A 22,764-nucleotide genomic window follows, 5' to 3' on the forward strand; every position below is an offset into this window, starting at 1 on the left:
GCATCATGGGGACGTGCCCACCCGCATCATCGGACGGACGCCGCGGTCGTCGGCGCTGTCGGCCGCGCGGCGCGCCCGCGAACTGGAGGTCCTGGGCGACGACGCCGAGGTCGATGTGCTGGTCGTCGGCGGCGGGATCACCGGCGTCGGGATCGCGCTGGATGCCGCGGCCCGCGGCCTGCGGACGGTGCTGGTCGAGCGTCACGACCTCGCCCACGGCACCAGCCGGTTCAGCTCGAAGCTCGTGCACGGCGGTCTGCGCTACCTCGCGTCGCGGCAGATCGGGATCGCCCGCGAGAGCGCGGTGGAACGGCACATCCTGCTGACCCGCACCGCACCGCACCTGACACGCGCGCTCGCGCAGGTCGTGCCGCTCTACGACCCCGGTGCGCTCGGTCGCGGCGCCTACATCGGGTTCGGCTACGAGCTGGGCGACGGCCTGCGCCGCGCGGTCCGCACACCCGGCCGGGTGCTGCCGCCACCGGGGCTGATCGGCCCCGAGGCGACGCGCGGGCTCGCGCCGTCCATCCGCCATGAGCAGCTGCGCGGCGGCGTGCGCGGCTGGGACGGGCAGCTCATCGACGACGCCCGGCTGGTCGTCGCGGTGGCGCGCACGGCGGCCGGGCACGGAGCATCCATCCTCACCCGGGTCGAGGCGGTGTCGGTCACCGGCCGCGGCGCCCGGCTGAACGATCTCGTCTCGGGCGAGACGCTCGGCGTGCAGGCGCGCGCCGTGGTGAACGCGACAGGGGTGTGGGCGGGAGAGCTCGATCCGGACGTGCGGCTGCGGCCGAGCCGGGGCACGCATCTGGTCGTGTCGACGGCGCGTCTCGGTGGGTCGGACGTCTCGCTCACGGTGCCGATCCCGGGCTCGTCGAGCCGGTTCGTGTTCACGCTGCCCGCGCTGCACGGACGCACCTACATCGGCCTCACCGACGTGCCGGTCGACGGACCGGTGCCCGATGTCGCCCATGCGAGCGACGACGAGGTCGATCAGCTGCTCGACGTGGTCAACACGGTGCTGGAGAAACCCCTCACGCGCGGCGACGTCCTCGCGACCTACGCCGGCCTGCGGCCGCTGCTGGCCGCCGAGGACGACGACGAGACGAGCGACCTGTCGCGCCGCCACGCGATCCTGGAGTCCGAGGCCGGCGTGCTGAGCGTCGTCGGCGGCAAGCTCACGACCTACCGCCGCATGGCCGAGGACGCCGTCGACGCCGTCATCCGCCGCGACCCGTCGTTCCCGTCCCACCCGTCGCCGACAGGCACGCTGCCGCTGGTGGGCGCGTGGCCGCGGAGGCGGCTGGGCGAGATCGCGGCCGCCCCGCGACTGGTGCGTCGCTACGGGGCCGAGGCGCCGTACGTCGCCCGGCTCGCCGCCGGTCCGGCCGCCGCGCACGGGGTCACCGCGCAGGAGCTGGAGTGGGGCGTGCGCGCCGAGGGCGCCCTCAGCATCGACGACCTGCTCGACCGTCGTACGCGGCTCGGGCTGGTGCCCGCCGATGCCGCAGAGTCGAGGGATGCCGCCACCGCCGCCTTCGCCCGCGCCGGGGTCGACCCCATCGACGTCTGACCCGGCGCCCCGCCGCGGCCGCCGGCATCCCCCTCCATGCTCCCCCTGAATGGTTTCACTTGCGCTGAACGTACGCGAGAACCGCGATTCTGCGTACGAACAGCGCAAGTGAACATGTTCAGAAGACGAGCGCGCGGGTCACTTGTGGCCGTGGCCGACGGGCGCGCCGAACGAGAACGTGCCGTCGATCGCGGTCCACGCGCCGCTGGTCTCGTCGGTGAGCTCGATGCTCGACCACGTGCCGGCCGTGAGCATCGCCTTCTGCCCGTTCGGGCAGTCGAGCACCGACGCGGCGGCGGGCGTCGCCAGCATGAGCGACCCGACGAGCTGCCCGTTCTTGTTCGCGGTGAACTGGCCGCTCTGCGAGACCTCGCTGTCGACCGTCGTCTTCTTCGGATCGGCGGGGTTCGATCCGCCGTTGTTGATGCACTGGTACATCGCCATGAGGTGCGCCGAGGCCGTCACGGTCTCGACCGAGCCGGACTCCAGGCCCGCCTCCTTGAACGACACGACGAGGCTGGTGCCACTCAGCGACGCACCGGTGTGGTGGTCGATGAAGTGCGCGTTGCCGGCGAACGCCGGCGACGCGGCGAGCAGGACGACGCCGGCGGCGGCAGCCAGGGCGATCGAGATGCGCTTGATGGACATGTGTTCCCCCCCCGGGGTTCGTGGATCGGTGTCGCGATGATCCCCGGTGGCGCTGTGGCGAACCCCTGTGATCGTAGAGCCGCGCGCCGCCTGCGTGATACTGGCGATTCTCCTTAGGGCGGATGGCAGGAAAGCGCTCCGGAACGTCCGGTGTGCGGGCTGCGCGCGTCGCGGCCCCCCGTCACACTGGGACGGTGACCTCGACCCACGCCCGCGGCGGACTCGGCATCGTGCAGGGCACGGCGCTCTACATCGCGTCGGTGCTCGGCACCGGTCTGCTCGTGCTGCCGGGGTTGGCCGCCGATGTCGCCGGCCCGGCCTCGATCGTGTCGGTGCTCGCCGTGATCGTGCTGACCGTTCCGCTGGCGGGCACCTTCGCGGCGCTCGCCGCGCGCTACCCCGATCCGGGCGGCGTCGCGAGCTACGTGCGTCGCGCCCTCGGGCCCACCGCCGCTCGCGCCACCGGCTATTGGTTCTACTTCGGCGTCGCTGCCGGATTCCCGGTGCTCGCGATCCTCGGCAGCGAGTACCTCACCGCGATCCTCCACATCGACCGCGCCGCCGTGACCGTGCTGGTGTTCGCCATCCTCGTGCCGCCGTTCCTCGTGAACATGCTGGGCGTCCGGGTGGCCGGGTGGGTGCAGTTCGTGCTCACCGGGCTGCTCGTGGCCATCGTGGTGTTCGTCGTGGCGGCCGCGTTCCCGCACGTGACGGCATCCCGGTTCGAGCCGTTCCTGCCCCACGGCTGGGCGGGCGTCGGCACCGCCGTGAGCCTGTTCGTCTGGGCATTCGCGGGGTGGGAGGTCGGCACGCACATCTCGGGGGAGTTCCGGGACCCGCGGCGCAGCATCCCCGTCGCGACCGCGATCGCGCTCGTCGTCACCGGCCTCGCGTACCTGCTGCTGCAGATCGTCACGGTCGGCGTGCTCGGCGAGGACGCCGGTGCGGGTGCGGTGCCGCTGCTGTCGCTGGCCGACGCGGTCGCGCCGGGGTACGGGCCCACCGCGGTCGGCGCGGTCGCCGCCATCGTCGTGCTGGGCGTCATGAACTCGTATCTCGCCGCGTTCGGCAAGCTCGGCGCCTCGCTCGCCGCGAACGGCGACCTGCCCCGCGTTCTGGCGCCGGGCGCCGAGGCCGGCGGCGTGCCGCGACGCGCCCTGCTGGTGACGCTCGGGATCGCGCTGATCTACTCGACGATCGCGCTGCTCACCGGCGGCGACCTGCAGACGTTCATCCTGATCCACACCAGCAACATGGTGTCGATCTATGCGGCCGGCATGATCGCCGCGACCCTCATCCTGCCCCGGTTCACCGCGGGCTGGTTCATGGCTGTCGTCGCCGCGGCGCTCTCGATCGGACTGCTGCTGCTGGCCGGGGCGAATCTGCTTCCTGCTGCACTGCTCGCTCTCGCGGCGATCGCCGTGACGGTGTGGCGGCGCGCGCGTCGGATGACCGCGGTCACGACGCCGGAACCGGAGGGGATGGATGCCGCGGCCGAGAGCGGACCCGTCCGGCAGACCCCGGGCCGCCTGTCGGGGTGAAGGCGACAGCGGTACCGGCACACGCGGATCGGCCCCGGACCCCCGCACGAGACGGGAAGACCGGGGCCGATTCGCGACGTGAGGTCAGGAGACCGCCAGCGCCTCCTGGATGATGGCGGCCTGCTCAGCCGCGTGCACCTTCGGCGAGCCGGTGGCGGTCGAGGCCGCCGCGGCGCGCGAGATGCGTCGGATCGTGCGACCGTTCAGGTGCTTCACGACCTCGAGGGCGATGAACGGCCACGCGCCCTGGTTCTCGGGCTCGTCCTGCACCCACACCAGCTCGGCGTTCGGGTACTGGTCCACGACGGCGTTGAGCTCGTCGATCGGCGCCGGGTAGAACTGCTCCAGGCGCACCAGAGCGACGGCCGGGTTCGGGTTCTTGTCGAGCTCGGCGCGCAGATCCCAGTGGATCTTGCCGGCGTGCAGCAGCACGCGCGTGACGGCCGAGGTGTCGATGCCGCGGTTGTCGTCCAGCACGGGCTCGAACCTGCCGGTGAGGAAGTCCTCGACAGGGCTGGTCGCGCCGCGCAGACGCAGCATCGCCTTCGGCGTGAACACGACGAGCGGACGCCGCGGGCGCGCGTAGGCCTGACGGCGCAGCAGGTGGAAGTACGACGCGGGCGTCGACGGGCGGGCGACCGTCATGTTGTCTTGCGCGCACAGCTGCAGGTAGCGCTCGATGCGGGCCGACGAGTGGTCGGGTCCCTGGCCCTCATAGCCGTGGGGGAGCAGCAGCACGACGCTCGACTGCTGGCCCCACTTCTGGTCGGCCGACGAGATGAACTCGTCGATGACCGACTGCGCGCCGTTGGCGAAGTCGCCGAACTGGGCCTCCCACAAGACGAGAGAGTCCGCCCGCTCGACCGAGTAGCCGTACTCGAACGCTATCGCCGCGTACTCGCTGAGCAGCGAGTCGTAGACGTAGAACCGTCCCTGGTCCTCGCCGAGGTTGGTGAGCGGGATCCACTCCTGGCCGTTGGCGCGGTCGTGCAGGACGGCGTGGCGCTGCACGAACGTGCCGCGTCGCGAGTCCTGACCTGCCAGGCGCACGTTCGTCTTCTCCAGCAGCAGAGAGCCGAATGCCAGCAGCTCGCCGAACCCCCAGTCGATCGAGCCGTTGCGGCTCATGTCGAGGCGCTTCTCGAGGAGCTGCTGCAGCTTGTTGTGGACCGTGAAGCCCTCGGGCTTGTTCACGAACGTGTCGCCGATGAGGTTGATCGCCTCGCGAGAGACGCCCGTGGTCTCGGGCTCGCCGGCGACCGGCTCGGCGGCGGCATCGGGCACGACGATCGGCGACGAGCCGGTCTCGGCCGCGTGGGTCTCGGCGAACGCGATCTCGAGGCGGTTCTGGAAGTCCTGCTTAGCCTTCTCGTACTCTTCCTCGGTGATGTCGCCGCGACCGACCAGTGCCTCGGTGTAGAGGCGGCGGACCGAGCGCTTCGCCTCGATGAGGTTCGTCATCAGGGGCTGCGTCATCGACGGGTCGTCGCCCTCGTTGTGACCGCGGCGGCGGTAGCACACGAGGTCGACCACGACGTCGCGGTGGAACTCCTCGCGATACGCGAACGCGAGCTGCGCGACGCGCGTGACCGCCTCGGGATCGTCGCCGTTCACGTGGAAGATGGGCGCCTGGATGGTCTTGGCGACATCCGTGGCGTACACCGAGGTGCGCGCGTCGGTGGGGGTCGTCGTGAAGCCCACCTGGTTGTTGACCACGATGTGCACGGTGCCGCCGGTGCGGTAGCCGCGCAGCTGCGACATCTGCAGCGTCTCGAACACGACGCCCTGGCCGGCGAAGGCCGCGTCGCCGTGGACGAGGATCGGCAGCCACGTGAAGGTGCCGATGGGCTTGCGGTCCTGCTTCGCCCGGACGATGCCTTCGAGCACGCCGTCGACGGTCTCGAGGTGAGACGGGTTCGCGGCGAGGTAGACCGGCAGCTCGGACTGGTTGTCGGCGACGAAGGTGCCCTCGGTGCCGAGGTGGTACTTGACGTCGCCCGATCCGCTCTTGGAGCCGATCGCGACAGATCCCTCGAACTCGCGGAAGATCTGGCTGTAGGTCTTGCCGGCGATGTTCGTCAGCACGTTCAGCCGGCCGCGGTGGGCCATGCCGATCGCGGCTCCGTCGAGACCTGCCTGGGCGGCGCCCTGGAGGATCTCGTCGAGCAGCGGGATGAGCGACTCGCCGCCTTCGAGGCTGAAGCGCTTCTGGCCGACGTACTTCGTCTGCAGGAACGTCTCGAACGCCTCGGCCTGGTTGAGCTTGTCGAGGATGCGCAGCTGCTCGTCGTGGCCCGGCTTCTGGTACTTGACCTCGACGTTCTGCTGGAACCAGGCGCGCTGGCCCGGATCCTGGATGTGCATGTACTCGATGCCGATCGTGCGGCAGTACGAGTCGCGCAGCACGCCGAGGATGTCGCGCAGCTTCATCTGGCGCTTGCCGCCGAATCCGCCCGTGACGAACTCGCGGTCGAGGTCCCAGAACGTCAGGCCGTGGCTCTCGATCTCGAGGTCGGGGTGCGTGCGCTGCACGTACTCGAGCGGGTCGACGTCGGCCATGAGGTGGCCGCGCACGCGGAAGGAGTTGATGAGCTCCTGCACGCGAGCCTGCTTGTCGACGCGCTCGGCCAGGTCGACGTTGATGTCGGCGCCCCAGTGGATGGGTGCGTACGGGATGCGCAGGGCGCGGAAGATGTCCTCGTAGAAGCCGCGCTGCCCGATGAGCAGCTCGTGCACCTTCTTGAGGAACTCGCCCGACCCGGCGCCCTGGATGACGCGGTGGTCGTAGGTGCTCGTCAGCGTGATCGTCTTGCCGATCGCGAGCTCGTTGAGCGTCTTGTCGCTCGCGCCCTGGAACTCGGCCGGGTACTCGAGCGCGCCGGCGCCGACGATGCAGCCCTGGCCCTTCATCAGGCGCGGAACCGAGTGGACCGTGCCGATGCCGCCCGGGTTGGTGAGCGAGAGCGTCGTGCCCTGGAAGTCCGCCGCCGTCAGCTTGTTGTTGCGGGCGCGCGTCACCAGGTCTTCGTACGTGGTGAGGTACTCGTTGAACGTGAGCTGCTCGGCGCGCTTGATGCTCGGCACGAGCAGGGCGCGCGTGCCGTCCGGCTTGGGCAGGTCGATCGCGATGCCGAGGTTGACGTGCGCGGGCGCCACCACAGACGGCTTGCCGTCGATCTCGGCGTAGAACACGTTCTGGCTCGGGAACTCCTTGAGCGCCTGGATGAGCGCCCACCCGATGAGATGCGTGAAGCTGACCTTGCCGCCGCGGCTGCGGGCCATGTGGTTGTTGATGACGATGCGGTTGTCGATCATCAGCTTCGCCGGCACCGTGCGCACGCTCGTCGCGGTGGGCACCGTGAGCGACTCGTCCATATTGGCGGCGAGCGTCTTGGGCATGCCGCGAAGCGTCGTGACGACGTCGGCCTCGGGTGCCGGCGCATCGGCAGCGGACGACGGCTGCGCCTTGGGCGCCTGCGCCGGGATCGGCTGCGGTGCCGCCGGACGCGCGGTCGTGCGGGCCACGGGCTGTGCGCCGATCACCGGGATCGGCGCCGTCACCGGGCGGGGCTCGGCCGCCGCAGGCTGCGTCGTGGCGGGGTGCGCGCCCTCCGACACGGGCGCCGCGGGCGGCGTCGATGCCGGTGTCGCGGCGGCCGCCGCCGGTGCTGTGCCGTCGGCGGGGTGGTAGGCCTCGAGCACGGGCCACCACGCCTTGTCGACGGAGTTCCGGTCGATCTTGAACTGCTCGTACAGCTCCTCGACGAGCCACTCGTTGGCTCCGAACTCTCCTTCGTTCGAAACCCCGACGCCCGTCACCTGGCTCGACACGCTGAATCGCCTGCTTTCATCGGTGATGTTGTGGGTCGCGTCCAGGGTGCTGACACCTCGACACGCATCGGTTAAGCCTAGCCCAGTCAGTGGGCCCGGTCCCGGCTCCGGGGCGGCGCGAACCTGAAAAAACCCGGGACATTCGCCACACAGCAACTGTCACTACCCTTGGCAGTCATGGAGTTCTACGGCGAAACCCCCGATGTCGACCTGACGTACTCGGATGTCTTCCTCGTGCCACGCCGCTCGGCGATCACGAGCCGCCTCGACGTCGACCTCGCGCCCGGCGACGGCACGACCGCGACGCTGCCGCTCGTCTCGGCCAACATGAACTCCGTCACCGGCGCGCGGCTGGCCGCCACGCTCGCCCGCCGGGGCGGCCTCGGCGTGCTGCCGCAGGACATGGCGCTGCAGGAGCTGGATGCCGCGATCCGGTGGGTCAAGGCGCAGCCCGTCGCGTGGGACACGCCGCTCGTGCTGCCGCCCGACGCGACCGTCGCCGACGCCGCGAGGCTGCTGCCGCCGACCGAGGGACACGCCATCGTCGTCGCCGACGCCTCTTCCGGCCACGTGGACGCCGACGACATCCTGGGCATCGTCCCTGCCACGCGCCTGGGCACTGCCCTGCCCGATGCGCGACTGGGCGACCTCGCACGCGGGCGGGCGGCATCCGTCGATGCGGACGACATCGAGAGCGCGCGCCACGCGTTCGACGTCATCGTCGCCGCCGACGCCGAGACGGTATGCGTGCTGCATCACGGGCACCTCGTCGGCACCCTGTCGCGTCGCAGCGCACTGCGCTCGACGCTCTACCGTCCCGCCGTCGACGCATCCGGACGCCTCATCGTCGCGGCCGCCGTCGGCATCAACGGCGACGTCGCCGCCAAGGCGCAGGCCCTCGCCGCCGCCGGTGTCGACGTCCTCGTCGTCGACACCGCCCACGGACACCAGGAGGGGATGCTGCGCGCCCTGCGCGCCGTCGCGGACCTCGACCTCGGGATCCCGATCGCCGCCGGCAACATCGTCAGCGCCGAGGGTGTGCACGACCTCGTGACCGCCGGAGCGACGATCCTCAAGGTCGGCGTGGGACCGGGCGCCATGTGCACGACGCGCATGATGACGGCCGTGGGACGCCCGCAGTTCTCGGCGGTGCTCGAGACCGCCGAAGCTGCGCGCATGATGGGCGCCCACGTGTGGGCCGACGGCGGGGTGCGCTACCCGCGCGACGTCGCGCTCGCGCTCGCGGCAGGCGCCGCGTCGGTCATGATCGGATCCTGGTTCGCGGGCACCATCGAGGCGCCGGGCGAGCTGCAGGTGGACGAGTCCGGCCGCGCCTACAAGGAGTCCTGGGGCATGGCCTCGACCAAGGCCGTGCACGAGCGCTTCGGCCGGCTCGACCCGTACGAGCTCGCCCGCAAAGAGCTCTTCGCCGAGGGGATCTCGTCGTCGAAGATCTACCTCGACCCGCTGCGCCCCGGACTCGAGGACCTGCTCGACATGATCACGTCGGGCGTGCGGTCCTCGTTCACGTACGCGGGCGCCTCGACGGTCGCCGAGTTCCACGAGCGCGCGCGCGTCGGCCTGCAGTCGGCCGCCGGGTACGAAGAGGGCAAGGCGCTCCCCGTCAGCTGGTGATGCGGGGTGGATGCCGGCGGCCGCGGCCGCCGGCATCCACCCCCGCTCCGCCGCTGAATTCCGGCTGCGTCGTCGGACGTGCGCGAGCGCATCTCCTCCTGCTGCTGACATCGGCCTGGGCTGCAGGGACTTCGCGAGCGCATCCCTTTGCGCTGTCGACATCGGCACCCGCTGCGGGAGTTTCGCGAGCGTATTCCTTTGCGCTGTCGAAATCGGCGTGCGCTGCTGCTTGTTCTGGGCGCGGATGCCGATTTCGACAGCGCGAACGGGATAGCCGTGCCCGCGATCGCCGGCGACGTGCGGTCCACGCCGAGTGGATGCTCGTGCCCGCGCGCGCGGGCGAGGCGGGTGTCCGGCCCCGCTCGCCGGCGCCAGACGGCAGCCCCGGGCGCCGGGCGCCGAGCGGTCGGGCGCGGGATGGGTCGCGGGCACGGGGCGCCGAGCGGCCGGAGGCGGGATGGGTCGCAGGCGCGGGGCGCCGAGCGGTCGGGCGCGGGATGGGTCGCGTGACGCCGAGCGGTCGGGCGCGGGATGGGTCGCATGCGCCGATGGGGCGGGCGCTGGGCGCTGGGCGCCGAGCGGTCGGGCGCGGGATTAGTCGCGGCGCCGGGCGCCGAGCGGCCGGACGCGGGCGGGCCGCATGCGCCGGCGTTGGCGACGTCGCTCGTCTCGGCGCGATGGGGCGGGCGCGTGGCGCAGGCTACGGCCGTGGCTTCGTGCTGGGCAGTCCGTCGGCGGTGAGCACGTCGTAGACGAGCCGCGGGGCGTCGAAATCGGTGGCCTCGAGCCGAGAGAACCCGCGGACTTCGCGGCGGATCTCGTTCTCGCGATTCTTCTCGTCGATGACGATCTCGGCCGGATCGCGGTCGTCGCCGAAGTCGGGACTGAGGTACTTGCCGCGCCCATCGATCTCGAGCCAGTGGTCGTGCTCGGGGAAGTAGCGGTCGCCGAACACCAGTCTTCCGCTGCGGAGCATCCGTCGTTCCTGTGATCGGGACGACGGAAAACCGAGACTGCGCAGCACGTGTGCGGCCTTCGTCTCGCGTGGATTCGCCGCGCCCGGATCGGCGGCGTCGAGAATCCGACGGGCACGCACGTCGCCCCGCCGCCGGGGTTCCGCATCCAGGAGCGACGTCAGCTCTTCGATGGTCGTCAGGGGCCCGCCGTCACGATCCGCCCAGATCGCTTGGTCGACGGCGCTCGCGGCCACCAGGAACGGTGATGTCCGGGCGATGTCGAGTGCGGTCTGGGCGGGAGTCGTGAGTTCATGCACGCCGAACGGCGCGCGCTGCACTCCCTCGAGCCCGATGGCGCGTCGTTTCACGGCACCACCGGATCGCCCGCCCGTCGCGCGCTCGATCGTCACGTCGACGCGCCGCGGCCACGCGCCGAGGATGTCGATGCCGTGCTCGGCGGCCGCCGCGAAGTGCGAGATGACCGCACCCGGTTCGAGCCGCTGCGCGACCTCATCGACCAGGAGCCGGTGCTGCTGGATCGGGCGGAGTCGACGCCAGTCGGCGGTCACGACGTACGAGCCCGCCGTGACGCGCGTCCACGCGCCGGATGCGAGATTCCGGCGCAGACGCCGATCGTCGACCACATCGAGGTGGTCGCGCCGGCGCACGACGACGAGCTCGGGCGCCGGCGGTGCGGTTGTGGACGACATCACGCCACGATGCATCGCCGACCGCCTGCCAGGGCGCGTCCACTCACGATCTGTGGGCAAACTCCTCCGGGCGCCCAGTGGGGAGGAACCGCTGCCTCTCGGAAGGAACCGCCGCAAGGGCCCGGGCCGCGCATCGATCCGCGTGCCGCGAGGTCGTCGCCACCGGCGTTGCTTCATCCGCGCGCTGTCGAAATCGGCATGCGCTGTCGATCTGGCGCGAAGACCTTCCTTCGCGCTGTCGAAATCGGCATCCGCTGCTGTTTGTTTCGAGCGCGGATGCCGATTTCGACAGCGCGAACCGAGAAGGAGCCGGGGCGCTCGGGAGAAGGAGCCGGGGCGCTCGGGAGAAGGAGCCGCGGCGCACGAGGGAAGGAGCCGGCCAACACCCTGGAGACGGGGCAGCGCGGACCGGAGACCGGGGCAGCGCGCACCGGAGAAGGCGCGGCGGTCAGCGCAGGGCCGGGCCGCGCGCGCGGGTCAGCGCAGGCGGGCGAGCGCCCGCTCGTGCACGACGGGGTCGGAGTCCATGCCGGCGGGGGAGTCGGGCGCGTAGACCACGAGCTCGTCGAAGCCGAGCGCTTCGGCGCGCTCGGCCGCCGCGAGGTAGTCGTCGACGCTCGTCGTCGGCCGCACCTGCCCGAAGCCGAGCAGCAGCGATCGGCGGACGGCGCCGGGTGCGCGCCCGGCGTCCTCGCACGCGCGGTCGAAGCCCTGCGCCTGGCGTGCGAGCAGCGCCCAGTAGTCGTCGGGGTCGAGTGTCGTCGAGCCCGGTCCGCCGTACGTGTTCCAGGTGTCGGCGAACTCGGCGGCGAGTGCGAGCGCGCGGGGTCCATGGGCGGCCAGCAGCAGTTCGGGCCGGAGGGTCCCGTCGGGTGCCGAGGTGGTTTCGAGACCGCGGAACGACAGCGTCGCACCCTGCCACTCGGTGGCCCCGTCGAGCACGGCCGTGTACCCGCGCACGACGTCGGCGAACCGCGCCGACATGTCGCGCGGCCGCTCGCGCACCCCGTGATCGGCGAGCGCGCACGTCGGTGCGCCTGCTCCGAGTCCGAGCACCAGGCGCGCGCCGGAGATGTCCTGCACGGTCATCGCGATGCGCGCGAGCGTGACCGGTGTGCGGAACACCGCCGACGCGACGAGGGTGCCGAGCCGGATGCGCTCGGTCGTGCCTGCCGCCGCAGTGAGGGTCGTGAAGGCCTCGCTCAGCCACATCCCCGGCGCGGTCGCGTGTGTCAGGTGGTCGTAGGTGTAGGCGACGTCGTAGCCGGTCTGCTCCGCCCAGCGGTACCACCGCCCCTGCTCGCGCCACGAGCCGACCGGGGGGATGACGACGCTGATCCTGTCGAGTGCCATGCCGCCATGGTGTCACCGCTGCGGCGTCGGATGAATGGATGCCGGGCGCCCGGCATCCGCGCCGGTCCAGGTCGGGCGGGCAGAGTCTGCCGTAGACTGTTCGGCACGATGGACGACCCCCCTAGTTGTAGACCCTCGCCCCACCGACCCGACTCCCGCCTGACAGGGCCAGACGCCCGTCAGCGCCAGAGGAGTGTGTGATGGATTACGTCATGCTGGGCGTGGGGCTCCTGCTCACCATCGGCACCGGCTTGTTCGTCGCGAGCGAGTTCGCGCTCGTGAACCTGGACCGTGCCGACCTCGAGGCCCGCCAGGCCGCCGGAGAGTCCCGCCTGTCGCTGACGATCAGCGCGCTGCGGATCACCTCGACCCATCTGTCGAGCGCGCAGCTGGGCATCACTCTGACGACGCTCCTCACCGGTTACACGATGGAGCCGGCGATCTCGAACCTGCTCGCCCCCGTGTTCGACGCGTGGGGCGTGCCTGCGGGCGTCTCGCGCCCGCTCGCCGCCGTCATAGGCGTGGCGATCGCCACCGTGTTCTCGATGATCCTCGGCGAGCTCGTGCCGAAGAACTTCGCGCTGGCGGTGCCGCGGCAGACCGCCAAGCTCGTGATGCCCTTCCAGGTGGCCTTCACGACGGTGTTCCGCCCGGCGATCGTGGTGCTCAACGGCAGCGCCAACGGCGTGCTGCGGGCCATGGGCGTCGAGCCCAAGGAAGAGCTGTCGGGCGCGCGCACGGCCGAGGAGCTGTCGAGCCTCGTCCGCCGCTCGGCCAGCGCCGGGGTCCTGGAGGAGGACACCGCGTCGCTCCTGGACCGCAGCCTCACCTTCGCCCGGCTCACCGCGGCCGATGTCATGACCCCGAGGCCCAGCATCCACGCGCTCGCCGCCCAGGACTCCGCGGAGGATGTCATCCAGCTCGCCCGCCGCACCGGGCACAGCCGGTTCCCGGTCTACGACGAGTCGATGGACGACATCACCGGGATCGTGCATCTGAAGGCGGCGGTCGGCGTGCCGCGCGAGCGCCGCGCCGACGTGCCGGCGGCGGCGCTGGCCACCGAGCCGCTGCGCTTCCCCGAGGCGGTGCACCTCGACGCGCTGGTCGCCGAGCTGCGCGCCCGCGGCTACCAGATGGCGATCGTCGTCGACGAGTACGGCGGCACCGCCGGCGTCGTCACCCTCGAAGACCTCGTGGAAGAGATCGTGGGAGAGGTGCTCGACGAGCACGATCGCCGCCGCGCCGGCATCGTGCGCGTCGACGACACCGTGCTGTTCCCCGGTGAGCTGCGGCCCGACGAGGTGCGCGACCGCGCCGGCATCCGGATCCCCGAGGGGGACGTGTACGACACGGTCGGCGGCTTCATCATGAGCGTGCTCGAGCGCATCCCGGTTGTCGGCGACAGCGTCGAGATCGAGGACGGCACGCTCGAGGTGCAGCGCATGGACGCACGCCGCGTGGATCGCGTCCGCTTCCTGCCGAGGCCGATGCCCCACGACGTCGATGCCGCCGAGGGAGGCGCCCGATGAACGACTGGGCCGGAATCGCATGGCTGGTCGTGCTGCTCGTCGCGAACGCCTTCTTCGTCGGGGCGGAGTTCGCCGTCATCTCCGCGCGCCGCTCGCAGATCGAGCCGCTGGCCGAGAAGGGCTCGCGGTCGGCCAAGACCGCGCTGTACGCCATGGAGCACGCGACGCTCATGCTCGCGACGAGCCAGCTCGGCATCACGATCTGCTCGCTGCTGATCCTGAACGTGTCGGAGCCGGCGATCCACCACCTGCTCGCGGTGCCGCTGGGCCTGACCGGATGGTCCGAGGCGCTGGTGGACGGCGTGGCGTTCGCCGTGACGCTCGTGCTGGTGTCGTACCTGCACGTCGTCTTCGGCGAGATGGTGCCGAAGAACCTCGCGTTCTCGGTGCCCGATCGCGCCGTGCTCATGCTCGCGACGCCGCTGGTGTGGATCTCGAAGGTGTTCCACCCCGTGATCGTGACGCTCAACTGGATCGCCAACCACGCCGTGCGCCTGTTCCGCATCGAGCCGAAGAACGAGGCCGCCTCGACCTTCACGCTCGAAGAGGTCGCGACGATCGTCAACCAGTCGCGGATCGAGGGCGTCCTGCAGGACACCGCCGGCACGGTCGCGGCAGCCGTCGAGTTCACCGACAAGAAGGCCGCCGACGTGGCGGTGCCACTGTCGGACCTCGTCACGCTCCCCGAGACGACCACGCCCGACGAGATCGAGCGCGCGGTCGCGAAGCACGGCTTCTCGCGGTATGTGATCGTCGACGAGGCGAGTGAGCCGGTGGGCTACGTGCACCTGAAGGACATCCTGCGTGCCGCGGAGGGGCCGGATGCCGCGACCGACGTCGCGCGTCAGATCCCGACCAAGCGCATCCACCACATGGTGCCGGTGCTCGAGTCGACCGACCTCGAAGACGCGCTGGCCGTGATGCGCCGCGCCGGCCGCCACCTCGCCCAGGTGCGCGACGACGCCGGCCGCACCACCGCGGTGCTGTTCCTGGAGGACATCATCGAGGAGCTCATCGGCGAGGTGCAGGACGCGACTCGTCGCCGCGGGTACTGAATGACCGGTGGATGCCGGCGGCCGCGGCCGCCGGCATCCACTCATCACGTGCGCCGAACCGCGCGCGGCATCAGCGGCCGGCCGGCCGGGCCCGCAGGTACTGCGCCGGCCAGTAGTCGATGTCGGCGCCGAGCTCGACCGACGCGCGCAGGGCGTAGTGCGGGTCGCGCAGCCACTCGCGTCCTGCCATGACGGCGTCGGCGCGCCCCTCGGCGAGGACCTGCTCGGCCTGGGCCGCGTCGTCGATCATGCCCACCGCGTTGACGGGCACGCCGGCGTCGCGGCGCACCCGCTCGGCGAGGTGCACCTGGTAGCCCGGGCCGGTGGTGATCTGCTGGTGGGCGACGAGGCCGCCGCTGGAGATGTCGAAGAAGTCCGCGCCGCGCTCCGCCGTCCAGCGCGCGACGGTCACCGTCTCATCGGCGCTCCAGCCGCCGTCCGCCCAGTCGGTGGCCGAGAAGCGCACGATGACCGCGGCAGACGGTGCGGCATCCCTCACCGCGTCCAGCACCCGCAGCAGCAGCCGGGCGCGGTTCTCGAGCGACCCGCCGTACTCGTCGTCGCGGCGGTTCGACAGCGGCGAGAGGAACTGATGCAGCAGGTAGCCGTGCGCGGCGTGCAGCTCCAGCACCTCGAAGCCGGCGTCGACGGCGCGTCGGGCCGCGGCGGCGAAGGCGTCCACCACGCGGTCGATGCCGGCGCGGTCGAGGGCGACGGGTTCGGCGAAGCCCTCGAACGCGATCGCCGACGGGGCGACGGTGGTCCACCCGCCCTCGTCGGCCGACACCGTGCCGCGGCGGCCTGAGAAGGGCGGCCAGGTCGAGGCCTTGCGGCCGGCGTGGGCGAGCTGCACGCCCGCGACCGCTCCGCGCGCACGGATCGCCGCGACGATCGGCGCCCACGCGTCGCGCTGCTCGTCGCTCCACAGCCCGGTGTCGTCGGGCGAGATGCGCCCCTCCGGAACGACCGCCGTGGCCTCGGCCACGACCAGCCCCGCGCCGCCCGACGCGAACTGGGCGAGGTGGGTGTGGTGCCATTCCTGCGGCACGCCGTCGACAGCGCTGTACTGGCACATGGGCGACACCCACAGTCGGTTGCGCACCGTGACGTCGCGCAGTGTAAGGGGCGTGAACAGGCGGCTCATGGGGATCCTTCGCGAGGGGGACGGCGGTACTGTGACGGCATGGCCCGGCAATGGACGCGAGAGGACACCGCGCACGCGCTGCGCAGGCCCACGGCCGCCGACGACAAGTATTCCCGAGGCGTGCTGGGCATGCGGACCGGGTCGGCGGCGTATCCGGGCGCGGCGGTGCTCGGCGTCGAGGCGGCCTGGAGGACGGGGCTCGGCATGGTCCGCTACCTCGGTCCGTCGCGGGCGGCCGACCTCGTCCTCGCGCGGCGACCCGAGACGGTGACCGCGGACGGTCGTGTGCAGGCGTGGGTGATCGGATCGGGTCAGGATGCCGCCACCCGCGGCCTCGACGAGACGGCGGCGATGCGGGCCCTGCTGAGCGACACCGATCCGGTCGTGGCCGATGCCGGCGCCCTCGACCTCGCCGTGGCGGATGAGGCGACGGCGCCCCGCATCCTGACGCCGCACGACCGCGAGCATGCGCGTCTGCGCGCCGCCCTCGGGCTCGGGCCCGCAGGCTCGGACCGCGTGGCCGCCGCGGCGCGCACCGCCGAGGCGACCGGTGCCGTCGTGCTGCTCAAAGGTGCGGTGACCGTCGTGGCGGCGCCCGGCGGGTGGGCCGCGACGGTCGAGGCCGGCACGCCGTGGCTCGCGACCGCCGGCACCGGCGATGTCCTCGCCGGCGTGATCGGCGCACTCGTGGCGGGAGCGGCCGCCTCGGGCGGCGTTCTCGACGCCGCGTCGCTCGCAGCCCTGGCGGCGTCCGGCGCCTGGCTGCACGGCCGCGCCGGCGTGATCGCGGCATCCGGGGCGAGCATCGCGCGACTGCCGAGCATGCCGCCCTTCGGTAACGGCCCGATCACCGCGCTGGACGCCGCCGAGGCGCTGCCGCGCGCAGTGGCGGAGACTCTCGGCGGCTGAGGCGCCGGGGCCGGGCCGCCCCCTTGCCTAGGATGGTGGGGTGTCTCGGCGGTCGTGGGTGTGGATCGCGTTCGCCCTCGTCCACGCGGTGGTGATCTGGCTCGGGTTCGCCGGCGACCACGCCGCCTCGTGGGATGTCGACCAGCTGTACCGCTGGTGGGCGTGGCGCACCTGGTCGGGGCAGGCGATCCCGGGCATCACCGAGGGCTGGGTCTACCCGATCCTCGCGCACCTGCCGATCCTGCTCGTGGGCGCGTTGACGTCGGTCGTCGACTTCACGCTCGCGTGGGGACTGCTCGTGACCGCGATGGATGCCGTCGCCTTCGCCGTGCTCGTCGGCCGCGGCCGCTCGCGCGGGCGCCTTGCGGCGGCGTGGTTCTGGCTCGCCGCGATCCTCGCGCTGGGCGGCGTCGGGATGTTCCGGCTCGACGCGGTGACCGTGCCGCTCGCGATCCTCGGCTCGCTGTGGCTCGTCGGGCGCCCGTGGCTCGCGTCGGCGCTGCTGGCCGTCGCGACGTGGATCAAGGTGTGGCCCGCGGCGCTCCTCGCCGCCGCCGTCATCGCGGTGCGCAGACGCCTGGTGATCGTGGCCGGCGCGGCGATCGTGTCGGCCCTCGCGGTCGGGATCGTGGTCGCACTGGGCGGTGCCGAGCACCTGTTCGGCTTCATCGGCGACCAGACGACGCGCGGCCTGCAGATCGAGGCGCCGGTCAGCACGGTGTACATGCTGATGGCGGCGGCCGGCGTCCCCGGCGCCGTGGTGCAGTACGACGAGGATCTCATCACATTCCAGGTCTCCGGGCCGGGCGTCGACGGCGTGGTCGCCGTGATGACGCCCGTGCTCATGATCGGGATGCTGGCGATCGCCGCCTTCGGGACGGTCAAGGCGTGGCGCGGCGCAGGGTTCGCGGCCCTGTTCCCGGCGCTCGCCGGTGCGCTCGTCCTCGGCTTCATCGTGCTCAACAAGGTCGGCTCGCCCCAGTACATGACGTGGGTCATCGTGCCGCTGGTCGCCGGGCTCGTGCTCATGCGCCGGGACTGGCGGCGGCCGGCGATGCTGGCGGTGCTGATCCTCGCGCTGACGCAGCTCATCTTCCCGTTCTTCTACGACGCGATCCTCACGCTGGTGCCCGCCGCCGTCGGGCTGCTCGTGCTGCGCAACGTCCTGCTGGTGGCGCTGTTCGCCTGGACCCTCGTGCGCCTGGCGCGCGTCCCGTTGCGCCCGCACCGCAGCGTGCCCGACGCGCCGGCCCCGACCGCCCCGCGGGGCGTGACAGAGTAGAAGCCTCGGGCGGCGGCATCCCTCGCCTCTCGGGATCGGTTCCGCTGTTCGGAGGTTGCTCATGCTCGTGGCGTTCTCGGTCGCTCCCAGCGGCACGGGCCGTGCCGACGGCTCGGTGCACGATGCGGTCGCCGCCGCCGTGAAAATCGTGCGCGACAGCGGCCTGCCGCACCGGACGACGTCGATGTTCACCGAGATCGAGGGGGAGTGGGACGAGGTCATGGACGTCGTCAAGCGCGCCACCGACGCCGTCGCCCCGTACGGGTCGCGGGTGTCGCTCGTGCTGAAGGCCGACATCCGTCCCGGCTACTCGGGCGAGCTCGACGCCAAGATCGAGCGCCTGGAGGCGGCGATCGACGAGCTGTGACACGGTGATGCGGGTCGAGTGTGTCAGAGTTGACGGACAAAGACGTGTGTGTCAGAGTTGACGGACATGCGATCACGTGTCAGAGTTGACGGACACAATTGCGGTCGGCGAGCCAGCGAATAGGAGCTTCGATGCTTGTCATCAGGGCTGAAGACTTCGGAAACATCGTCCGGGACCGCCGCAACGACCTCGGGCTCTCGCAGAAGGAACTCGGCGAGAGGGTCGAGATGAGCCGCCAGTGGATCGTGCGCTTCGAGAACGGACATGCCGCGACCGCGACCTTCGATCACATTCTTCGGATCGCGGAAGCCCTCGACCTCGACATCGAGGTGACAGGACTGTGAACGCGCGGCTCACGGCGTATCTCGACGGCAGGCGGGTGGGGTGGTTCGCACAGGAGGGTGGAGGCCCCATCTCGTTCGAGTTCGACGACGACTGGCGGTCGAGTTCGGGCCGCATGGAACTGACTCTGTCGATGCCGAAGTCGCGCCGCACGCACAACGGATCGGAGCCGGCAAACTACTTGTGGAATCTGCTGCCCGACAGCGAGCCGGTGCTCGAACGGTGGGGGTCGATGTTCGGGGTCAGCCCGCGCAATCCCATGGCGCTGCTCGCACACGTCGGCCTTGACACCGCTGGAGCGATACAGCTGTCACCCGAGGACGCGGCCGTCCTCTCCGGCCCATCCGGAGGGGAGCCGATCAGTCTGCAGGCGATCGCCGCGCACATTCGCCAGTTGCGTGCAGATCCCGAAGCCTGGCTCATTCCGGGCCACGATGACGGTTACTTCTCCCTCGCCGGTGCCCAGTCGAAGTTCGCTCTTGCGCGGAGCACCGCAGGCGACTGGCTGGTGCCGACCGGGCGTGCGGCCTCGACGCACATCTTGAAGCCGGGAATCAGGGGCCTGGATCACAGCGATGTCAACGAGCATCTGTCGCTCAGCGCGGCGGCCAACCTCGGCTTGAAGACTGCGGCGTCGACAGTGGAGCAATTCGAGGACGAGACGGTCATCGTCGTCACCCGCTATGACCGCACCATTGCGGACGACGGCATCGTCAAACGGCACCACCAGGAGGACATGGCGCAGGCAGCCGGCGTGCATCCCGTGGGGAAGTACCAGAACCAAGGCGGTCCCGGCATCGAGCAGATAGTGCGTGTCATCCGTCGTGCCCACGGCAAGGAACGCACCAGTGACCAGAGGTTCTTCGAGGCGACCCTGTTCAATTGGGCGATCCTGGGCACGGACGCTCACGCCAAGAACTATTCGCTGTTGCACGATGCGGTCGAAGGACCTCGCCTCGCTCCGTTGTACGACGTGGCGACTGCCCTGCCGTATCCCGCGATCAATGTTCGTTCGGCAAAACTCGCGATGTCGTTCGGGCGCCACTACCGACAGTACGAGATCGAAGCCCGCCACATCATCGCCGATGCTGAAGCGCTCGGGTTCGACCCGGTCTGGGCACACGATCGAGCATCGGCGATCGTCGACGGCGTCGCAGACGCGTACTCCGATGCGGCCGCCGCGATAGGCCTCACCGGCGATGACGCTGCGTTCGCGGCACTCATCGTCGACCACGCAGCGGAGCGTGCCGCGAAGCTCCGACGTGAGCTGCAGCGCGCGACGCTCGGATCGAGGTCTGATGACGCGCATGCGACGAAGCAGCCGCGCACGAAACAGGGACGATTCGACACGACATCCGGCGAGCCCGTGGACAGCGAATGACCGGAACTGAGTCCTCGGCACACCGGGACGAGCGGATGCCGCACCCGACGCCCGCCGACCGCGCCCTGCGTGCGGTCGCCGACTCCGTGACGGGCTCGAGGCCGCGCCGGCCCGAGGACATCGCCGACTCGTCGATCCCCGTCGCCGCGACCGTCGTGCTGCTGCGGGACGCCGACGACGGACTCGAGGTGCTCATGATCGAGCGGCCGGACCGCGGCTCGTTCGCGGGGGCGTGGGTGTTCCCGGGCGGCAAGCTCGAGGGCGAGGACCGACGCGAGCCCGACGAGCCGGAAGAGGCGACAGCGCGACGCGCGGGCGCGCGTGAGACGCACGAAGAGACGGGCCTCGTGATCGACCCCGATGCGTTCGAGACGCTGTCGGTATGGGATCCGCCGCCCGGACTCGCGCTGCGGATCCGCACGTGGTTCTTCGTCGCGCCGGCGCCGGGCGGCGAGATCGACCTGCAGCCCGACGAGGCGGTCGCGGCCGAATGGGCGCGCCCCGCCGACCTGCTCGGACGCCACGGCCGCGGTGCGCTCACGCTGTACCCGCCGACGTGGGTGACGCTGCACGGCCTGAGCGCCCACCCCGATGCCGCCTCCGCGCTGGGTGCCGCGCGGATCGCCGGCGTGCAGCAGTTCGAGACGGTGGCCCGCCGCGGAGCCGAGGGCCCGATCCTGCTGTGGGACGGCGACGAGGAATGGGATCCGGATGCCGCGGCATCCGGATCCCGTCACCGTCTGGAGATCGGCGCCCTGCCGTGGCGGTACTCCCGCACGGCGGGGCCCGGCCTCACGGCTGGGTGACGCCCGCGACGTTCACCAGGTCGGCGAAGGTGAACGTCGCCGGGTTGCTGCCCAGGCTCGGTGCGAACGGCACGTTGAGCATGGAGAGCGTGTCGCGGCGCAGCATCCGGACGAACGTCTCGGCCACGATCTTCGCCCCGAGCGGGCCGAGGGTCTCGCCGCCGGTCTTCACCGCCGCCTCGCGCAGGAGGTAGTACCACAGCGGCGTCTTCTTGCGCAGGAGGCCGCCGTTCTTGTTCAGCACCGCCACCTCGTCGGCGCCGAGCCCGGACGTCAGCTCGGCCGTGGTCAGCTTGGGCACGCCCAGGGCCGTGGCCGTCGCCTGTCCGCTCGGCAGGCCCAGCACGAGTCCGCGCAGCAGATTGCGCACCGCGAGGACTCCCATGAGGTCGCTCGTGCTGCCGTTGCCGTCGAGATCCTCCAGCGCCGGCGCGAGCGCGCTGTCGATCTTGCGGGCATGGTTGAACACGAACGGCGGCACCGGGATGCCGGTCTCGAAGAACGCGTTGAAGTCGACGACCCAGTTCGAGAACACCGGCGTGCGATCCACTCCCACGAAAGCGAACACGTCGCGCATCGATCGGAACTTCAGGTTGAAGTTCAGCCAGTACTCGTCCCGGATCATGCTGTGCCCGAAGCGGTAGGCGGCCACCGAGAACTCGACCGGCATGTCCTTCCAGGGCTTCAGCGTGGCCGCCGACGCGGCATCCACGGCCGCCTGTCCGCACACGCGCGGGAGGAAGTCGTGCAGCACCGCCCACTGGTAGTGCAGGGTGGCGAGGCGCTTGGCTTCGACGAAGACGTCACCCGCGAACGCGTCGGCGATCAGCTTGTCGACGATCGCGTTGTGGAACCGCAGCATCGTGTGGTGCAGCTGCGACACGATGAGGTTCTCGTTGTTGCGCGGGTCGCCGATGATCGCCGTCTTCGCCGCCGTGCGCGGCACATCGAAGTCGGCGGGTTCGGTCATCCCCGGCTCGCCGGCAGTGCCGCCGGAGCCGCCTTTGCCGAACGGCTGGTTCGTGCCCAGCAGCATCCGGAAGGCCGACGCCGGCTCGCCCGGCCGGGGCGGCTCGTACAGGAACGTGTCCAGCGCGGGACCGCGACCGTAGACGCTGTCGAGGTCGAGCACGGGCGAGCGCATGTTGTTGATCGTCGTGGCGTCGATCACCGTCGGCGAATCGATCGCGGACGAGACATCGAGGGTGATGTCGTGGTCGACGAACTGCCCGACGTAGGTGTACCCCGATGGCGTCGCCGAGTCGCCCGGCACCGCGTCGGCGTTCCCCATGAGGTGTCCGAGCTCTTCGAGCAGCGCCCGGGTCGCCGCATCCACCGGCAATCGGCTCGCGGCGCGCGTGGAGGGCGCCGTGAGGTACCCGAACCGGTCGCCGTGCGGGGCCGCCACCGCCGGCCAGGGGAAGTACAGCAACGAGAACTTCGCGCCGTGGAAGCGCGCCACCGGGCCCTGCAGGTGCGCGAGCGAGCCGCGGATGTCGACCGGCAGATCTCGCTCGGCGATGCCCGCGCGCGTGGCGTCGGCTTCAGCCTCGCCGACCAGCCCCGGCCCCGGCCTCTTGCGGTCCGCCTGCCCGTTGCCGTTGAGGTGGAGCTGTGCGCGCAGGAACGGCTGTGCGCGGAACGCGTCGAGTGCCCCGGCATCCGACTTCTTTTCCGTGGTCATGGCAGACCCCTTCCGATC

Annotated in this window: 17 protein-coding genes; 11 read left to right on the forward strand and 6 right to left on the reverse strand. The window is 71.2% G+C overall.

What is annotated here, in order from left to right; translation table 11 throughout:
• Positions 1-13 precede the first annotated feature (13 nt).
• Positions 14-1,573, forward strand: coding sequence for a glycerol-3-phosphate dehydrogenase/oxidase (locus IF188_RS16530; RefSeq protein ID WP_318152912.1), 1,560 nt, complete (start codon positions 14-16; stop codon positions 1,571-1,573).
• 138 nt (positions 1,574-1,711) lie between these two features.
• Here IF188_RS16530 and IF188_RS16535 read toward each other — a convergent pair whose 3' ends face one another.
• Positions 1,712-2,221: a hypothetical protein gene (locus tag IF188_RS16535; protein ID WP_191172910.1), complete on the reverse strand. Its 510-nt coding sequence runs from the start codon at positions 2,219-2,221 to the stop codon at positions 1,712-1,714.
• A gap of 194 nt (positions 2,222-2,415) precedes the next feature.
• Here IF188_RS16535 and IF188_RS16540 point away from each other — a divergent pair, with 194 nt between their 5' ends.
• On the forward strand, positions 2,416-3,762 hold the full coding sequence (locus tag IF188_RS16540) for an APC family permease (protein ID WP_318152913.1): 1,347 nt from the start codon (positions 2,416-2,418) through the stop codon (positions 3,760-3,762).
• A gap of 84 nt (positions 3,763-3,846) precedes the next feature.
• Here the strand turns inward: IF188_RS16540 and IF188_RS16545 are convergent, their stop codons facing one another.
• Positions 3,847-7,593 carry a multifunctional oxoglutarate decarboxylase/oxoglutarate dehydrogenase thiamine pyrophosphate-binding subunit/dihydrolipoyllysine-residue succinyltransferase subunit gene (locus IF188_RS16545; protein WP_191172911.1) on the reverse strand — a complete coding sequence of 1,249 codons (3,747 nt, stop codon included), beginning with the start codon at positions 7,591-7,593 and terminating at the stop codon, positions 3,847-3,849.
• Between the two features lie 177 nt (positions 7,594-7,770).
• Between IF188_RS16545 and guaB1 the strand changes: the two genes are divergently transcribed.
• Positions 7,771-9,228, forward strand: coding sequence for a GMP reductase (gene guaB1, locus IF188_RS16550; protein WP_191172912.1), 1,458 nt, complete (start codon positions 7,771-7,773; stop codon positions 9,226-9,228).
• Positions 9,229-9,928: 700 nt separating this feature from the next.
• Here the strand turns inward: guaB1 and IF188_RS20260 are convergent.
• A complete protein-coding gene (locus IF188_RS20260) occupies positions 9,929-10,894 on the reverse strand; it encodes a hypothetical protein (RefSeq protein ID WP_224752031.1) in 966 nt (321 codons plus the stop codon).
• Between the two features lie 477 nt (positions 10,895-11,371).
• Entirely contained in the window at positions 11,372-12,247 is an 876-nt protein-coding gene (locus IF188_RS16560; protein WP_191172913.1) for an LLM class flavin-dependent oxidoreductase, read from the reverse strand.
• A 200-nt stretch (positions 12,248-12,447) separates the two neighbouring features.
• On the opposite strand from IF188_RS16560, the gene IF188_RS16565 reads away from it, so the two are divergent.
• On the forward strand, positions 12,448-13,776 hold the full coding sequence (locus tag IF188_RS16565; RefSeq protein ID WP_191172914.1) for a hemolysin family protein: 1,329 nt from the start codon (positions 12,448-12,450) through the stop codon (positions 13,774-13,776).
• Positions 13,773-14,831: a hemolysin family protein gene (locus IF188_RS16570; RefSeq protein ID WP_191172915.1), complete on the forward strand. Its 1,059-nt coding sequence runs from the start codon at positions 13,773-13,775 to the stop codon at positions 14,829-14,831. Before IF188_RS16565 ends, IF188_RS16570 begins: the two co-directional genes overlap by 4 nt.
• A gap of 70 nt (positions 14,832-14,901) precedes the next feature.
• On the opposite strand, the gene IF188_RS16575 is transcribed toward IF188_RS16570, so the two are convergent.
• Complete coding sequence (locus IF188_RS16575) at positions 14,902-15,975, reverse strand: NADH:flavin oxidoreductase/NADH oxidase (protein ID WP_191172916.1); 1,074 nt, start codon at positions 15,973-15,975, stop codon at positions 14,902-14,904.
• A gap of 39 nt (positions 15,976-16,014) precedes the next feature.
• Here IF188_RS16575 and IF188_RS16580 point away from each other — a divergent pair, with 39 nt between their 5' ends.
• From IF188_RS16580 to IF188_RS16605, 6 genes are all read left to right on the forward strand, one after another.
• Positions 16,015-16,884 (forward strand): ADP-dependent NAD(P)H-hydrate dehydratase, encoded by an 870-nt coding sequence (locus IF188_RS16580; RefSeq protein WP_191172917.1) that lies wholly within the window; start codon positions 16,015-16,017, stop codon positions 16,882-16,884.
• A gap of 40 nt (positions 16,885-16,924) precedes the next feature.
• Positions 16,925-18,166 (forward strand): glycosyltransferase 87 family protein, encoded by a 1,242-nt coding sequence (locus tag IF188_RS16585; protein ID WP_191172918.1) that lies wholly within the window; start codon positions 16,925-16,927, stop codon positions 18,164-18,166.
• A gap of 61 nt (positions 18,167-18,227) precedes the next feature.
• Complete coding sequence (locus IF188_RS16590) at positions 18,228-18,533, forward strand: thiamine-binding protein (protein WP_191172919.1); 306 nt, start codon at positions 18,228-18,230, stop codon at positions 18,531-18,533.
• Positions 18,534-18,664: 131 nt separating this feature from the next.
• The gene (locus IF188_RS16595) at positions 18,665-18,877 is read left to right on the forward strand and encodes a helix-turn-helix domain-containing protein (protein WP_191172920.1); all 213 of its coding nucleotides are present in this window, start codon (positions 18,665-18,667) and stop codon (positions 18,875-18,877) included.
• The gene (locus tag IF188_RS16600) at positions 18,874-20,256 is read left to right on the forward strand and encodes a type II toxin-antitoxin system HipA family toxin (protein ID WP_191172921.1); all 1,383 of its coding nucleotides are present in this window, start codon (positions 18,874-18,876) and stop codon (positions 20,254-20,256) included. The genes IF188_RS16595 and IF188_RS16600 overlap by 4 nt, the downstream gene beginning before the upstream one ends.
• Entirely contained in the window at positions 20,253-21,062 is an 810-nt protein-coding gene (locus tag IF188_RS16605) for an NUDIX hydrolase (RefSeq protein WP_224752032.1), read from the forward strand. Before IF188_RS16600 ends, IF188_RS16605 begins: the two co-directional genes overlap by 4 nt.
• Here IF188_RS16605 and IF188_RS16610 read toward each other — a convergent pair.
• Positions 21,049-22,746 (reverse strand): peroxidase family protein, encoded by a 1,698-nt coding sequence (locus IF188_RS16610; protein WP_191172922.1) that lies wholly within the window; start codon positions 22,744-22,746, stop codon positions 21,049-21,051. The two genes, IF188_RS16605 and IF188_RS16610, sit on opposite strands and share 14 nt — an antisense overlap.
• Between the last annotated feature and the right edge of the window lie 18 nt (positions 22,747-22,764).

Origin of the sequence: Microbacterium helvum (assembly GCF_014779795.1) — a bacterium.
GTDB classification, from domain to species: Bacteria; Actinomycetota; Actinomycetes; order Actinomycetales; family Microbacteriaceae; genus Microbacterium; species Microbacterium helvum.